Annotated in this window: 6 protein-coding genes; 2 read left to right on the top strand and 4 right to left on the bottom strand. The window is 62.2% G+C overall.

All coding sequences use genetic code 11. The features are described from left to right. Window positions 1–212: 212 nt before the first annotated feature. A complete protein-coding gene (gene bioD, locus BGE01nite_RS06060; RefSeq protein WP_246145671.1) occupies window positions 213–863 on the top strand; it encodes a dethiobiotin synthase in 651 nt (216 codons plus the stop codon). Between the two features lie 7 nt (window positions 864–870). Here the strand turns inward: bioD and BGE01nite_RS06055 are convergent, their stop codons facing one another. The 4 genes from BGE01nite_RS06055 to BGE01nite_RS06040 all read right to left on the bottom strand — a co-directional run bounded on the left by BGE01nite_RS06055 (window position 871) and on the right by BGE01nite_RS06040 (window position 14,616). After that, window positions 871–1,434, bottom strand: coding sequence for a hypothetical protein (locus BGE01nite_RS06055; RefSeq protein WP_146849473.1), 564 nt, complete (start codon window positions 1,432–1,434; stop codon window positions 871–873). Between the two features lie 89 nt (window positions 1,435–1,523). Beyond that, window positions 1,524–6,035 (bottom strand): S-layer family protein, encoded by a 4,512-nt coding sequence (locus tag BGE01nite_RS06050; RefSeq protein ID WP_146849470.1) that lies wholly within the window; start codon window positions 6,033–6,035, stop codon window positions 1,524–1,526. A 398-nt stretch (window positions 6,036–6,433) separates the two neighbouring features. Beyond that, complete coding sequence (locus BGE01nite_RS06045; protein WP_146849468.1) at window positions 6,434–11,029, bottom strand: hypothetical protein; 4,596 nt, start codon at window positions 11,027–11,029, stop codon at window positions 6,434–6,436. After that, complete coding sequence (locus tag BGE01nite_RS06040) at window positions 11,026–14,616, bottom strand: hypothetical protein (RefSeq protein WP_146849466.1); 3,591 nt, start codon at window positions 14,614–14,616, stop codon at window positions 11,026–11,028. Before BGE01nite_RS06040 ends, BGE01nite_RS06045 begins: the two co-directional genes overlap by 4 nt. A gap of 477 nt (window positions 14,617–15,093) precedes the next feature. Here BGE01nite_RS06040 and tnpA point away from each other — a divergent pair, with 477 nt between their 5' ends. Further along, on the top strand, window positions 15,094–15,540 hold the full coding sequence (gene tnpA / locus BGE01nite_RS06035; protein WP_146849463.1) for an IS200/IS605 family transposase: 447 nt from the start codon (window positions 15,094–15,096) through the stop codon (window positions 15,538–15,540). Window positions 15,541–15,588 lie beyond the last annotated feature (48 nt).

The following is a 15,588-nucleotide window of genomic DNA, read 5'->3' as shown; positions in this document are numbered from 1 at the left end:
AAGTTCACGCTTCGGAACTGCCGCTGTGATCTGTGATGGCTCGGCCACTCCACCTCCAGTGCCCCAGATCGCCTAAAGGCTTCACTCCAACACCAGCCATCGCACCTCCCACCAGCTGCGCTCACACACGTTGGAGTCCAGGCTTTAGCCGCTCTGGGAATCGCAGGCCACTCCATCACTCCTTGACCTCCTGACCCGTTGCCCCCTTTTTGATGGCTTCCCTTCCCCCCATGCATTACTTCATCACCGGCACTGACACCGACTCAGGCAAAACCTACGTCACCTGCCTGCTTATCGATGCGCTGCGCCGTGCCGGCCGGGATGCCGTCGGTTACAAACCCTTTGCCTGCGGGGACCGTCGTGACCCCATCGCCATCCAGCAGGCCAGCGGCGGTGTCTTGAGCGTGGAGGAGATCAATCCCGTGTTTTTAAAGGTGCCCGCATCACCCTATGCCGCCGCCCTTCTGGAAAACCGCAGCGTCGATGTCGAAGCCGGACGCCAGGGCTTCTACTCCCTCGCCGCACGCCATCAGCATGTCATCGTCGAAGGCGCCGGAGGCTGGGAAGTGCCGCTCGCAGGAAAAGAGACCATGGCCGACTTCGCCGCCAAGCTCGAGCTGCCTGTGATCGTCGTGGTGAATAATAAGTTAGGCTGCCTGAACCACACTCTGCTCACCGTGCGAAACATCCAGCAGCGCGGCCTCACCTGCGCCGGTGTGCTGCTGAACTACGCCCATGACGAGCGTGACGCCGCCAGCATCTCCAACCGCATGGTGCTCGAGAACTTTCTAGACGTCCCCGTCCTCGCCGAGATCATGCACGGCGAGACCGAGATCGAGTGGCCAGAAGAACTCGCGATGTAGGCCGGCCTCAAATCGACTTCTCACCCGCTTCCTTCAGAGTCACAGACTCCAGCATCTTCACCAGGACCGCAAACTCAGGCGCTGCCTTGTCATCCGCGAAAATCGTCGTGGCGATCACCAGCTCCTTCTTCAGATGGATCATGCCGGGAGACATGACCTTGTAGTTCCCCGGCTCGGAGGGCTTGCCCACCAGGGAGGGATCCGTGAAAGACGCATACACACCCACGCCTGATTTCAGATTCAGCTTCTCCACCTTCGCCTCTTTTTCCACGGACCCTTCCGCGAACTGCCCCAGCGTGCCTTTCCAGCGCTCGATCACCTGCTCAGGCGTCAATTCTTGTTCGGCGGGAATGAACAGCACGGTCAGTTTGCAGGCCATGTTCCGCGGAGTCTTCGGCCGCACCGTGATGTCCACACCCACTCCCGGAATTTCCTTGGCCTTCCCCTCCCATCCCTCCGGCACCGCCACCGAGAGCTGCCCGTTCTTCCCGAGATCAAAATCCTCGGCACGCAGTTCGGAAGCAGAGGTGAGCAGCAGAAGGGCAATGAAAACGGGGAACAAATTTCTCATAAAGCCTCAAGATGCAGGAATCGCCCCAGCCTTGAAAAGCACAAAATGAGATGGCGCATTGAACATCGTTTCAAGGTTAGAACTCACCTTCACGCCACCCTCTTCCACCGCATGGAGACAGCCCACGCGGCCAGCGCGAAGGCAAGCCAGATGAGATGAGAGGCCGTGCCAGGCTTCCAGGTGCGGCGCAGATCCAGGTCCAGCACGGCGTGGTCCTTCAGCTTCGTGAAGTGGCGCACCTCCCCGTCCTCAGGAATCTCCACCAGGAGGGAGCGGCGGCCCGTGGGGCGCAGAAACTCCGCCGTCTGTGCCTGGAGGCGGCGCATGTCATCTTCTGAGAGTGAACTCTTGTCGAGCGCGCTGTCCGCTCGGGCGCGAGTCCTGCTGGCCAGTTCACTGGCAGGAGCATCAGGCAATGAAGGTGAACGCAAAGCAGGCGCCGCAAAAGGATCCGCAGCAGCAGCGGGCGCAAGCGCTGGAGCAGGCGCCGAACCAAAAGGATCGACATTGATGACTCCAGGAGGCGGTGGAGGCACAACCTGGAGCCGACCGCTCGACGACATCGCCGCGCCGTTATACGCAAAGCCTTCCATAGGAGCAACGCCTGCCGCAGGAGAAGTTGCAGGCGCCGGGGCCGGGGCCGCCTTGGGAAACTCCTCTGCCAGGATCCTCCTCTTCTCGTTCCGCAGATGCTGCAATCCCTCAGGCGGCACCGGCACGGCAATGCCACCGAGTGTTGCTGTGCTGCCAGCGCTCGAAACAGCGCCCGTTCCTGAAAGAGTTCCTTGCTGCATCTCCCGCTGGCTTTTCTTCTCCCCCTTGTTCCCCACTCCCAGAGCAGGCTCATTCATGTCAACATACCTCGGACTGCTCAGGTTGTTCGCACGCGCATTGCCCAGGGCGATGGTGTTCGACCCGTTCTGCACCAGGCTGCTCTGGGCATTGTTCGCCACAAAGCCCCCGTTCCCGGCGATCGACTGCTGCGCGGTCCCGTTGCCGAAGAAACCGTTGCTCACGATCACGTTGTCATTCAGCACCGCACCACCGTTCGCCACGATGGTGTTGCCGGTAAAGGTGTTGTTAAACTTCAGCGTGCCTTCGTCACCCTTGATGGCATAGTTCGCATTCCAGTCCGTCTTCGGTTTCAAAGTTGGTTTGGCACTAGGCTCGGACTTGGAAGTCTTCCCCACATAGCCTGACCAGTTCTTATCCAGCAGATCGCGCTGCTTGGTGACTTCCTGGTCCATCTCGTCCTCGGCATAGTCTTTGCGGCTGGCGGAGGGCTTCTTTTCATAACGATCCTTGCCCAGCAGGGCAGAGCCGAACTTCGAGGCCCGGTTGATCACCGCCTCCTTGGCCCTGGACACTTGGTCCGCCAGCCTGTTGGCGCGCGAGTAGGCATCCTTGGCGTCATCATAGCTCAGCTTGCCGCTGGCCAGCTCGCGGTTCACATCGCCCAGTTCAGAGAGCATGCCCTCCAGCTTCTGCAGGTCGCGGCCCTCCTCGTCCACCTCCTCCATGTTGCCGTCGAAGTCATGGACGACCATGCCCTTCGGCGTCCACACACTCCAGGTCGTGCGCTCTACGCTCAGGCCGGGCAGCTCGGGATCATCCAGCTTCGGCGCCTTCGCGGGCACATCGCCAGAAGACTTGACGCGGCACACCAGACGCACCTCCAGCGCACGATGGCCGGGCTTCGTCTGGATCAGCGGGATCAGCTTCACCACACCATCCGCGCGCTTCTCCTCATCGGCGCGCACAGGCTCGCCATTCACACTCGCGCTCATGAGCTCGCTGCTGCCGCTGAGCTTCACCGGCAGGAACTGCAGCGTCCGGTTTAACAAAGAGTATTGAATCGTGTCCCAGCGCTCCCCGTCCGCGCGCAGCACGGTGGTGATATCCGCCAGCGTCACCAGCGCAGCATTCGCCTCCGTGGCGGTGAGCTGCTGGAAGGCCAGCTTCAACGTGCCCGCGCCGGTGGAGCGGTAAAACTGCGGCCGCGCCAGATCTGCCGGAAGATACGGCATCGCCTCCTTGGACACCGACTCGATCCCCGTCTTCTCCGCCACACTCGCCTCACGCGCCGAGACATTGTCCGTCACAAAATAACGCGTGATGCGCTCCGCCGCGTCCACATTCGCAAACGGCACATCCAGCGTCGCGCCGAGCGGCAGGTCATGATCAAACGTCAGCTCGGCGCGGTCCAGCACATCCGACTGAAAGGTGCAGTCATAGATGCGCACTGCGCCCTCCACGCGGCTGCGCAGCTCACGCAGCTGCGGTCCCGTGACCACCGCCTCCGGCAGGCTGGCAGGCAGCCGCACCGTGGCCTGGCGCAGCGCGCCCTGCGTGACCTGCACGCCGATCTGCTGCGAGAGACGCACCCCGGCATCTGAGACGAGCACCAGGGCCACTCCCTCTGCCACAAAGCGTGCCACCTGCGGTGTCAGCGGCACCGCCAGCTTCCACGCATGATCCTCAAACTCCAGCGCCCGCTTCTTCTCGATCGGCGGCGCGATGGCGATCACGCTGTCCAACACCGTGGCATCCACTTCCTTCAAACCCGGGCTGAGCGCGGGCAGCCGCACCTCGCTGGCCGCATGAGCCGTCACCAGCACACGTCCCGTGACTTTTTCAAATCCTGTTAGGCCAAGCGGCTCCAAGGTCCACGACACCGCAGGCTGCGCCACCGTGCGTGCCAGATGCACCACCAGCCGTGCATCCATCTGCGCCACGTCTGGCGTCAGATGCAGGAAGAGATCAGCGCCCTCATGCTGCCAGCCCAGCAGGGCCGGGCCGGTCACCCCCTGCACCTCATAGCCACCCGGAGGCAGCGTGACGCGCAGATGGTTCCATTTGCCGATCCGGCGCTGCAAGGACAGCGCCGCGATCAGCTCGATCTTCTGCGGACTGAGCTGGAAGACATAGTCCACCGTGGCCCTGGTGAGCTGCGCGCGCTGCGTCACCGTGATGGCCAGCGGCGCGTGCGCGCTCTGCTCATAGGCCATGGCCGTGAGTCCTTCCACCGCCGTGGCCTGCACACGGCGCTGTGTGGCCGTGGGCTGCGCCTTCAGCTCCATCGTCTCATCATGCAGAATGCTCAGGACCTCCTGCACACGCTGCGCCTCCGCCTGCGGCGCGATCACCGCCTGCCCGGGCTTCTTCCCCAGCGTGCTCAGCACCAGCTCCACCTGGTCCGTCACCTCCCGCGCAAAGGTCACCTCATGCAGGCGCAGCGTGCCCTCCTGGCGCACCGCCATGCTCTCCACAGGCACAGCCTCCCGCTGCAGCTCGGCATTCACCGTGCTCAGCTCCTGCTCCGCCGTGTCGATCGTGAAGCTCACCCGCCTCCGCGTGCTGCCCGGAAACTCATACACGATGCGCGTCTCCAGCGCCTCGCGCTGATGCTCGCGCAAAGTCAGCGTGGCACTTACACGCGCGGAGGTCACCGGCCCCTCACCGCGATCCAGTCCGCGCGCGCTGCGCTCCAGCACCAGCTGGTTCTGCGCGCTGATGCCCGTGGTGAAGACACGCCCTGCGTCCTTCTCCTCCACCGCGCTTGCAAACTGTCCGTTGATGCGCAGCCAGCCATCGGACTTTGGCGTGTGCACCGCCAGCAGCGCACCCACCGCAGGCGGCACCTGCAGCTCCGCCTTCTTCCAGTCACGCTCCAGCGCCAGCGTGGCCGTGAGATGGATCTGATGCACCCCCGGATCTTCCAAAACCACCGCGCCGTCATTCAGCGCCGCCGCTTTGCCATCCACCTGCACCTCGCCCACCAGCAGTGCCGTCTTGCCGCTCATGTAGGGCAGCGGAAGGCGAGTCCAGTGCCCGCGCAGCACTGCCTCGATCTTCGACTCGATGACCAGTCCGCGATCCTCCACCCGCACCTCATGCAGCGCGGAAAGGATCTCAAACGCATGCTCGTCCGCCGGCACCACCTCCGGCCGCCGGTTCTCCTTCGCCTGCTGCCACAGCTTCTGAAAGCTCTCATACGGCAGATAAAGCCGCTGCGCTTTTTGTTCGGCCGGAAGCTTCGTCGCATCATAAGGCACAATCACCGTGTGCGGCGCCGGATCCGGCTGCGCAGGAACCGCCTCGGCAGCGGAAGCGACTGCAGGGGTAAGCATCAAGGCGGACAGGATTGCCAGCATGGCCATGGAGCCAGAAGCCTTGAGTTTTGTCTTGTCGCTTCTTTGCTTCAGAAGCAGCCAGACAACTCCGAGGCCAATCACCAGCATGGCACTGGTGATCAGGAGCATGAAGACAAGGCTCGGTCCATTCGTTGAGCCCGCATCAGGATGGTGCAGCTTGTCGATCATGGGTGCCAGTGTGTTTGCCTTCTCCCCGCCTTCGGCCTCTGATTTGAGCGCATCCACCAGTTGCTGAATCAGCGCGAGGTTCTCTGGAGTGTTACGCACGATGAGCTGGTTCGCAGTTCGTCCGTGCTTGATCACTTCTGCACCCTCAGGAAATGGGATGCCCATCTTATGTAACAGTGCTTCGTCCTTCAAACGCGGTGCTTCAGGCGTCTCTTCAGGCATGTATCTCTGCAAGACCTCGCTCATCTCAGGGGTGACTACAAAGATGAGTGTCTGCATCTCTGTCCCGCTCGCTGGCCCGGCCTTGGCCTCTTCAGCAAACGCGGAGCATGACAGCATCATAGCAGCCAAAAGCATCCACACGGCCCTGCCGAACCTCGTAGAGGTTCGGCATGAATGACCATCCTGCATCTGCCTTTCCCTCCCCCGAAGGTCAACGGCCTTCCGCATCATAGCGAAGGGTTGGCGAGCCTTGGCGAGGCCACCCTGGTCCACAATCATCGCATCGTGCTCATCGCGGAGCAAAGTGGGACAGGTTTTTAACCTGTCTGGTTGTAGGCGCCACCAAGGCCTCTCGTGGCCTAACTGGAAACAGGTTGCAAACCTGTTCCACTTTGATGCGCAAGCCCGCGGGGCTAGAAGAAGGACAAACCGGCTCAAGTCTAACAAAAGAGTTTTCATACGACCGCCTCCTTTCCATTCAGCTCACCACGCACCGCAGACACATCCTTCACCAGCCACCACGCACCGCGCAGCACCAGCGCCATCAGCCAGCCAAAAAGAAAAGCATTCGCCAGCGCCAGTGCAGGACCACCCAGCACCACCGGACCGCCGAGCGTGAACAAAGCCACGACGAGGAAGCTGGTGCGCCAGGGTCGCTTTCGCGCCCAGAGCAGGCAGGCTCCCAGGCCCGCGATCATCGCCAGCATGGCAAAACCAAGCTGGCGCTCCCAGCTCACATGCCGCAGCGTCAGCACCTCCGGCGCCTGATGCCCGGAGAATTTCAGCACCTGTCCCGCCGTCGGCAGATCCAGGTCCAGGGAGATGAGACCCGTCTTCGTGCTGGCACCCAGGCCCGCGTTCCCGGCCACATACGGAATCGAATCCACAAGGCTCTCGATGAGATCCAGATTTGGCCCCGTGTTCTTCACGATCAGCTCTCCTGTCGCTGCATTATAGGCAGCAGAAGCCCCAGCGGGGAACGGGATGCCCTGCTCCTTGACATTGTCGATGGCCGTGGCGCGGCGAATCAGACCCGAGTTCGCGGTAGCCGTGGCTCCACCTGCCGCAAACGGATCAGCAGGTGCCCGCGATAAGCCTATTTCGGAAATGCCTATCGCCCGACCGAAACCACGATAGTTCCAATCTGGCGGCACCTTGTAGGTGCGAGTGAACTGCTCCGTGGTTGTCTCAGAGAGCGGAACCACAACGACCGCATAAGGCTCCACCTTGTATTTCATGCCCGCCAGCTCCGTCACATAGCGCAGCGCTTCTCCCAGCGGCACATCTTTGAGATCCAGGGAAATGCGCGCCTGGGAAGGTTCGTCTCCTCCCTTCAAGATAAACGACACACCCTTTCTCGATGGATCGGTTTCCAAGGTATCCAGGTCACGGTTCTTCACCCGTAAAAACTCCAGTGCCTCCTCGATCGTGGCATTGCTGAACTGAACCTGCGGAATCACAATGCTGTTCAGTTTGTTGGACATGAGAGCCTGGACGGATGGCGCCCTGGCCCCGGTCTCCCACGCCTCGTTGTTCATGGAAAGAAGGCGGGGATCCTCCACAGAATAAAGCATGGCGCTTGTCACTGGATCCATCAGGGAGGAGAGAAAATGCTCCACCAGGCTGAGAGCGTCTTCGGTGTTGCGGACGATGATCTCACCATGATCTGGATCTGCCACCACCCTGGCCTGATCTGGAAAAGCAACGCCCGTCTTCCTCAAGACGTCCAGCCACCACTCGCTCGTGCCTGCGGGGAGTTTTTGCGCTGCGGAAGCGAAGGGGTCCTCCTCCAGCTTCTCCACCAGCGCACTGGTCACCTTGAAGATCCTTCCGGACATCTGCTCAGTCCGTGCATGATGAGGTTCGATCACCACTCCACTCTCGGTGAGGCGGAACGTCACGCCTCCGAGTTCCGTGATATAGCGCAGCGCCTCCATCATGGGCACATCCTGCAGATCCAGGGTGATCTGCGCCGGATTGGCGGCAGCGGTGTTGGTCAGAACGAAAGACAAACGTGGTGTTCCTGGGTCCAACGCGCGCTCCAGCTGGTTGAACTCGATGTTCAGAAACTCCACCGCCTCTCGCAGCGAGGCGCCGGAGAACTGGACTTGCGGAACGACCAGGCGCGAAAGCCGGAACACTGTCACCTCCACCTTCGCCTGCTCCGCCTTCCAGGCCTCCACATCCCCCAAAACCTCCCGCCTCGCCCTTTCGATCACACTTTCGGTTGGGCCACTGCGGAGTGAGGAGCCGGAGGTCCACTGGTTCAGGCGCTTGATCAGCCCCGGCACATGCGCGGACTCCACCAGATCCATGAAATGACCTCCCAGCTCATAATGACGGCCGTTCGGCGCGTGCACATGCCACTCCGTCTCCAGCACCGGGAGACCCGCGAGAAACTCCGGCGGCTGGATTTTTTCTTCACCTGCGGAGGTCCAGGGCTCGCCCTCCTCCTCATAGATCAGGGAGATCAGCGCGGACTGGCTGCCTGCGGGCAGTGAGATGGCGATCATGCCATCCGCGCCGTTCACAGGCTTCGCGCCGAGGTGCTCGACCTCGAGCGAGAGCAGCCTCGCCTTCGCGGGCAGCTTCACCGGCATGAACTGCTCTCCCGTGTGCTTCACGAGGAAGATGGCCTCATGCCGCCGCGTGCCATCCGCGCTGAGCACGGTGGTGAGCAGCAGTTTCCTAACCACGAGTGTGGCAAGATCCGAATGCGCGTGCCGCTTCGCCGTGAGGGACAGCGTGTTCGCCCCCGTGCCATAGGTGTAAGCCGCGATCAGGCGATGCCGTGGCTGATAACCGCTCACCGGAGGCGCGCGCAGCACATCCAGCGGTTGCAGGGACTGCGTCTCAAAGCTCACCTGCGTGTCCGTGTTTGCCTCGATGACCCACGTCCCGGCAAAGCGGCGCGCGGCGGGCATCTCAAACACTGGCAGCAGTGCTTTTAAAGTTTGTTCGGCAGTGGCCGTGACCTCCGCGGGCAGGCTCAGGCGGAAGCGCAGCGCGTGCGTGCCCGTGCTCTCTTGCCGCAGCGTGTAGCTCCAGACACCCGTGGCATCCTCCAGCTTCTGTTCGCCAATGAGCGGCGATGTCATGCGCAGCAACTTCGCGGCGGCTGGCGGCAGTTTCAGCTGGAAGCTGCGCAGCGGTGCCGCGCTGATGTCCAGCCGCACCTGCCCCTCGATCTCCACCGTGCGCGCACGCGGCAGCGCATAGGCCGTGATCTCCGCAGAGTAGACAGGCTCCGCGCGCTCCACCTCGAAGCTCAGCTCCCAGTCACGCAGACTGAACCAGGCCATGCGCCCTTTCACCGGGGAGAGCTGCACATCACGATCTTCCAGACCCGCGGCGCCCTTCAAAGCGACGCGCCACGCATCATCAAAAGCCAGCGCATTGTAGCCTGCCACCTTCACCGCTTCAGGGATGGTGATCGGCTGGATCTTCACCAGCTCAGGCTGGCGCGGCCCCGTCCATGCCTTCAGCAGTTTCTGGCGCGTGCTCAGTGTGACCTTCTGCGGCTCCGCGGCCTTCACCCCCAGCGGAAAGCGCAGCTCCAGATGATTCGTCACCCGCTTCCACTCAAAGCTCTTCGCATCGCTCTCAATGCGCACAAACTCCTCTCCCGCAGGCAGCGTCAGGCGCAGCTCATGCACCGGCCGGTCCGTGCGCAGGTTCAGCGTGCGCATGAGAGAGACACTGTCCTTCTCCAGTTTCGCCACCAGATCCGCATCCACCTCCAGACGCGGCTTCGCAGCGCGCACCGTGAGCTTCGGCAGCGCATCCAGCGGCGCGGTGAATTCACGTGTTGATGATAGCAGCTCCACCCCTTCAGACAGCGTGAGCACCACCGGCACATCCACTGCGGAAGGCAGGATCACATGCGGCAGGGTGACCTCTGTCGCAGCCGGATCTCGCGGAAGCCGGAGACCAATGGCCAGCGGGGCGGAGTTCGTGTTTCCCGGAAGAGACAGATGCAGCGTGTCATTCAGCTGATGCCACTGCACATCTTCAGAGCTCGTGGCGGATGTCACCTGCGCGCCGGGGCTCAGCTTGAACTGAAACTCATGGCGGCCCGTCGTGCGCGTGAAACGCGAGGCGTGGAGGTGCAGCGTGGCCAGCACCTCAGATTCGCTGATCGTGGCCTCCAGCTTCTTCATGGGGTTGAACCGGGGCGCATCCGGCCTCTCTCCCGCGTCACCCCTGTTCCAGTTCGCCACTAGCAGCAGCGGGATGCTCAAAGTGCGAGGGCCTTTGGAGTCACGCACAGGAACCTGGTAGATCGCAGATTGACCGATCACGAGCCGCAGCGTCCCGTCTGGCAGGCGTGTGTAGGGCGTGCCGTCCAGCAGACGAAACTCCGCAGGTGCCACGAGGTCGAGGTAGCCGTGCATCCTGAATCCGCAGATAAAAAGCGAGCTCGCGCCCGACTGATGACTGCGATGAACCGGCACGTCGCTCTCAAAGGTCAGACGATGCCGCCCGACTCCCTTCGCATGCACTTTCAGGGTCCGCTCCGTCTGCAGCCCGGCAGGTCCGCTCAGGAGGATCCCGCTGTCCTTGCTCAACGAAACCAGCAGGGTGCCACCCTCTGCATGCGCCGAGACAAGCGGCAGATGCCAGGGCACATCCAGAGCCACCCATTCCTCACTGGCGGAATAAAAGGTGAGCGTGCCGCTGAGCCGGATGGAGCCCGCCTCAGGATTCAGCGTGCCGCGCAGCACCAGGTTTTCCACCATGAGATCCACCGGCGGCTTGTCCTTCGGATCCTTCAGCGGCTTCACCCTTCCTGCATCACGGATCAGCGCCTCATACTGCTCGGGTGAGAGCAGCACGGCGTTCGGATGCTCTTTCAGCACCTTTTCCAGATGCTCGGAAGGCACCCACAGCTCTTTCCGGGTCGGCTCCTTCACCGTCGGCTCCGCAGCCTGGGCAAAAACACCTAACAAAGAGAGCAACAAGACCACGACGGGCAGACCGCGCCATGGGGGTGATCCGCGAGGCCGCCTGGCATTCGGATCACGCGAATCCAAAGTCATGCGGAGGCTCATGGCTGCGGCTGGTCAGGGGTGGAGGAAGTGGTGGATGTGGATGATGACGAGGAAGCCGGTGGCGGTTCCGGTGATGGTGCAGGCGCAGCCAGTGGCGAAGCAACTGGCGGAGTCGGTGCAGGCACAGGCGGAGGCGTCGCAGCCGCCACAGGTCGCGGCTGCGGCTGTGGCTTCGCCTTGAAGATCCCTGCAAAGACCGCCAGCGCCGCACGGCAGAACCAGAACGCTGCCACCAGAGCGACCGCGAGCATGATGGACGTGGCGATCGGGATGTTCGCAGGCCCGACCAGCCCCGTCAGCAGCATGGCACCGATGCCACCGAGCGCGATGTAGAGCAGCTTGACCCGCGCAGGTGCGGACGAGAGCCACAGCCCAACCAACAATGCGACCATGAAGAAGAGGCAATTGTAGAAATAAGACACCTTCTTGCCACGGAAACCGAGCCCGATCTCCGCTGGAGGACCGAGACGGCGCAGCGTCTCCAGATGTCCCTGCTGCGGCACCTGCAGACCATAGAGCGTGCGCAGGTCACCAGCCACCGCCGGAGGCTCGCCCCAGCTGCTGCGCTCCAGCGCCACCAGATTCGGACCAAAGGCAGGAATGAGCGGATCAATCACACGCCGCACCGCGCCCCAGCCGCGCTCCGTGGCGATGCGTGTGAGCGGCCCGGTGACACTGGTGTAGTGCCAGGCCTCAGGCAGATACACTCGGTGCCGCGTCTCCAGCACACCCACCTCGGCGAGCGTCGGCGGCCCGACGGTGACATGACCCCACCAGCCCAGTTTCTCGCCCGCCGCAGGGCTGGGCATCTCATAGACAAAGCGCACCGGGATGGACTCGCGCGTGGTCGCGCCACCGGGAAGCCTAACCAAAAGATCATCCGAACTCTCGCGGCGCATCGGCTGCTGGGACTCGCGGTTCACAAACACATCACTCACAATGCGCGCCCCCTTCGGAAGACGCACGACCAGGAACTGCAAATCATTGTTCCGCACCCAATACAGCGCCTCCGTGGTCTGCGCACGATCCGTGGCCACAGCGGTGATGAGGTCCGCATGAGTCACGACCGCCTGCGGCACCGCCAGGAAGCTGTTGCGCGCCAGCTCCACACTGAGCTTCACCGGCAGGCTGCGGTATTTGTAGGCCAGGAAGACACCCGGCCGCTGCAGCTCTGCGCGCAGCTCGCGTGTGTCGATCTCCTCCAGCGTCTCCGCATCGGACTTGCGGATCTCCAGGCTGTCAGCCTTCACCACAGCCACCTGGCCGGTTTCCTGGAAGGCACCGGGCACATGCACCTGCAACAGGTCCACCTTGCCGGTCTTCCCCTGCTCGATCGGCGCGGGCTTCTCCAGGCTCAGGCTAAGTGTGAAACTGCCCAGCTTCTCGCCGCGCAGGATGACCTCCCACAGAGCGTAATTCGTTAGGTCGGGAAGCGTCGGCGGTGTCGCAGGCGCGTAGGCTTTGTTTACCTCCTTCACCAGCGGATCCACCAGGCGGATGTCCGCGGCCACCGCCTTCGGCACCGCCAGGATGAAGCGGTCCGCCGCCGCATACGCGATGTCAAAAGCCAGTGTCCAGGTGTGCCGGGTGGACTGCTCGCGCACTTCCACCAGGGTGAGCACCTCCACATTCGTCTGGCTGCTGCGGCTCTTCAAAGACAGCACCGCAGGCTTCGCCGCATCGCGGTAACGGAAAGCCAGCGAGGTCTCCAGCCCGCCTCCCAAGCGCGGCAGCAGTTGCGACGAGGACTGCGAAGCCACATCCTCCTGCTGGAAATCCCCCAGCGCCTTCGTGTTCGCCTCCAGGCTGGAATGCACGCCCACTTCCATCGTGGCCTCATGCCGCGTCACATCCTGCGGCTGCAGCACCGGCAGTGTCACATCCGCCAGGAGATCGCGCGTCTGGCGGCCTGTGATGACAAGACTGAAGCCGCCGAGCTTCTGCTGCTTGAGCTTGATGTTCAGCACCGGCGGTGTGGCCGTGGTATCAGCCTTCCATTCAGCGATGTCGTCGCCTCTGACGTCCGTGATCACGAGACCCGCTGGCAGCGTGATCTTCAGGTCGAAGAGCCCCACACGCCGCGCCTCCACCTTCAGCGCAGCTTCGAGCTTCGTGGAGTCACGCAGCACCTCGACGCTGAGGCCCGAGGTGATCTCCACCTGCGGGCGCGCCTCGGTCACGTCCAGCGTGAAGACATAAGGCTGGCGCAGCACACGGAAGACATTGCCGCTGCCTGCCGTCTGGCTGCGTGCCACCGCCGTGAGAGTCTTCGGCGTGAAATCAATCTGGCTCTCGCTGCTCAGTGTAACCTCGCCGCTGGCCTGCGCCGCGCCCACGATCTCGATCTCCGGCACCCGCACCTCTGCAGGCAAGGCAGCCACAGGTTTTTCAAGCTGCAGCTTGAGGCTGAAGTCATCCCGCACCGGCTTTTCCAAGGTGATGACCAGCGTCTTCTGCGCCTGCTCCAGATTCGCCGCTGCCGGAGCCGAGTTGATCTTCCATTCCTTGATGCCAGCTCCCGTGACACCCAGCACTTCCTGCGTGACAGGCAGCTTGATCTGCAGCTCCGCCACCGGTGAACGCAGAATTCGATAGGCAATATCTGCCTGCGTGCTCACGGAGGCCACGCCGATGCGCGTGGTCATCTTCGTGCTCGCCAGCACCAGCGGCTGCATCTGCGTCACCGCCTGCGCCGCGCCCCACGCGATCTCCTGGGCTCCGCCGCTGCCGAAGAAGCAGGAGAACTGCGTCTTCCCTTCTGCCACCTGCGTGGTGTAGGCCGCCGCAGGATTCAGCGTGAACTCCAGCCCCTCTCCCGGCACCGCGATGCTGAGACGCGACACCGCCGCGCGTGGCAGATTCAGCGAGACGCGCTGCCTGCCATCGCTGCGCTTGATCGGCGCATAGATCTTCAGATTCAGCTCATAGCTTCCCTTCTCCGGCAGCAGCACATCCGCGCCGCCTTCTTTCATGCGCAGCACCGCCTTGCCTGTTTCAGCTTCACCAATCGCTGGCGCATTGGTGGTCACCAGCGGCAGCAGCACCCAGCCCTTTTTAAAGGACTCGACCGTGATCTTCGCATCCAGGATCAGGCTCTCACCCTCCACGCGTCCCGTGTATTCAGCGCGTGCCAGCACCGCATCTGCGGGCGGTGGCTTGTCATCCTTCTCACGCTTCAAAGTCAGCTCGTTCCAGAGATCGAGGAACTCGCGGTAAGGCAGGAACACACCCTTGCCACCATCCTTGAAGACCTTCTCGAGGTCCTCAAAAGGCACATACACCGTGCGCTCACGCTCAATTGTCGGCGTGCGGGTGTCAGCAGGCGCGGCAGCCCCTGGGTTGATCGGCCCCGCCGCTGTCGGCAGACGTGCCTGGGACGGCAGTGCCGGAGACCGTGGCACTGGAACATTGGGCCGAGTCGCAGCCGGTGGAGGCGTGACCACAGGCGGTGTCGGTGGCGGCGGTGTCAGAGCCGCCGGAGGCTGGGCCGATGCAGGAGCCGATGGTGCAGAGGGCTGCTGCCCGCGGATAAGGCCTGAGAGGGCCAGGAGAACCAAGACGACGCTGAAGGAGTGCGAGACACGCATGGTTGGTTAGGGGGGAGGGTTGGGCTGACGCGAGCGAGACGTTGGAAAGCAGTGGCGTGATTGTGTTCGATGGTCCGTCAAGGCTTTGTAAAAAGGACTCTCATGCCAGACGGTGAATCACGGCCTTTGTTGGGGGACGATGCCTTTTCATGAACAGCGAAGCTACCAAGGTGAAGGGCCTGCCGTCGAGAAAAGGATGATTAAGAAGTCGTGATGATTGAGGAGTTGACGAACTAGCACGGCAGTCGCGGAGCGTCCCGGAGTGCTGTGGCAGAGAGCTGAGCTTTACCCATAAGTTTGCACCGCTGGAGAGCGAAGAATTCTGCCTTGAACCACGGAGTGGTTCACCATGAATAGCCAGGGGTGCAGCGAGCGTAAGCGAGCGGAACCCCTGGTTAGTCGCGTTGAAAACACTTCTATGAATCAACTCCGTAGGAGTTGCCCAATCCTCACCGCATCTCCATTTTTCCCCTCACCATGCCAACCTACACAGACATCACTTACCACATCGTCTTTGGGACCAAGAACCGTATTCCTGCCCTGGACAAACCTCGCCGTGATGAGCTCTTCAAATTGATCTGGGGTGTCGCTGAGGAGCGTAACTGCCACGTTTATCGCATCGGTGGTGTCGAGGACCACCTGCATCTTCTGACTTCCCTACATCCCACCATCGCGCTTGCCAATCTGGTCAAAGAGATCAAGACCGCGTCGTCAGCTTGGATCAAAGGACAGCATGTTTTTTCTGCATTCGACTACTGGCAGGAAGGTTACGGAGCCTTCACCCTGTCGGCGGATGCCAGACCAGTCTTGATTGACTACATCAAGGGACAAGAACAACATCATGCCAGGGAAAGCTATGTGCAGGAACTACAGAGGATGGTCCGCACAGTGGGCCTGGAATGGCAGCCCGACTATCTGCCGTGAATGAAGCTCTTCCGCGCATTGGGCAATCCCTCCGGGATTGAAATTTGG

This window comes from Prosthecobacter gellanilyticus (assembly GCF_007992435.1).
In the GTDB taxonomy this organism is placed as follows: domain Bacteria; phylum Verrucomicrobiota; class Verrucomicrobiia; order Verrucomicrobiales; family Verrucomicrobiaceae; genus Prosthecobacter; species Prosthecobacter gellanilyticus.
Note: the sequence above shows the minus strand (reverse complement) of the source record. Positions and strands in the feature narration are given on the sequence as shown.

What these genes read in the sequence shown, in the direction of transcription:
- BGE01nite_RS06040 (WP_146849466.1), bottom strand. Translation starts at nt 14,616, where the DNA reads ATGCGTGTCTCGCACTCCTTCAGCGTCGTCTTGGTTCTCCTGGCCCTC.
- tnpA (WP_146849463.1), top strand. Translation starts at nt 15,094, where the DNA reads ATGCCAACCTACACAGACATCACTTACCACATCGTCTTTGGGACCAAG.
- BGE01nite_RS06055 (WP_146849473.1), bottom strand. Translation starts at nt 1,434, where the DNA reads ATGAGAAATTTGTTCCCCGTTTTCATTGCCCTTCTGCTGCTCACCTCT.
- BGE01nite_RS06045 (WP_146849468.1), bottom strand. Translation starts at nt 11,029, where the DNA reads ATGAGCCTCCGCATGACTTTGGATTCGCGTGATCCGAATGCCAGGCGG.
- BGE01nite_RS06050 (WP_146849470.1), bottom strand. Translation starts at nt 6,035, where the DNA reads ATGCAGACACTCATCTTTGTAGTCACCCCTGAGATGAGCGAGGTCTTG.
- bioD (WP_246145671.1), top strand. Translation starts at nt 213, where the DNA reads ATGGCTTCCCTTCCCCCCATGCATTACTTCATCACCGGCACTGACACC.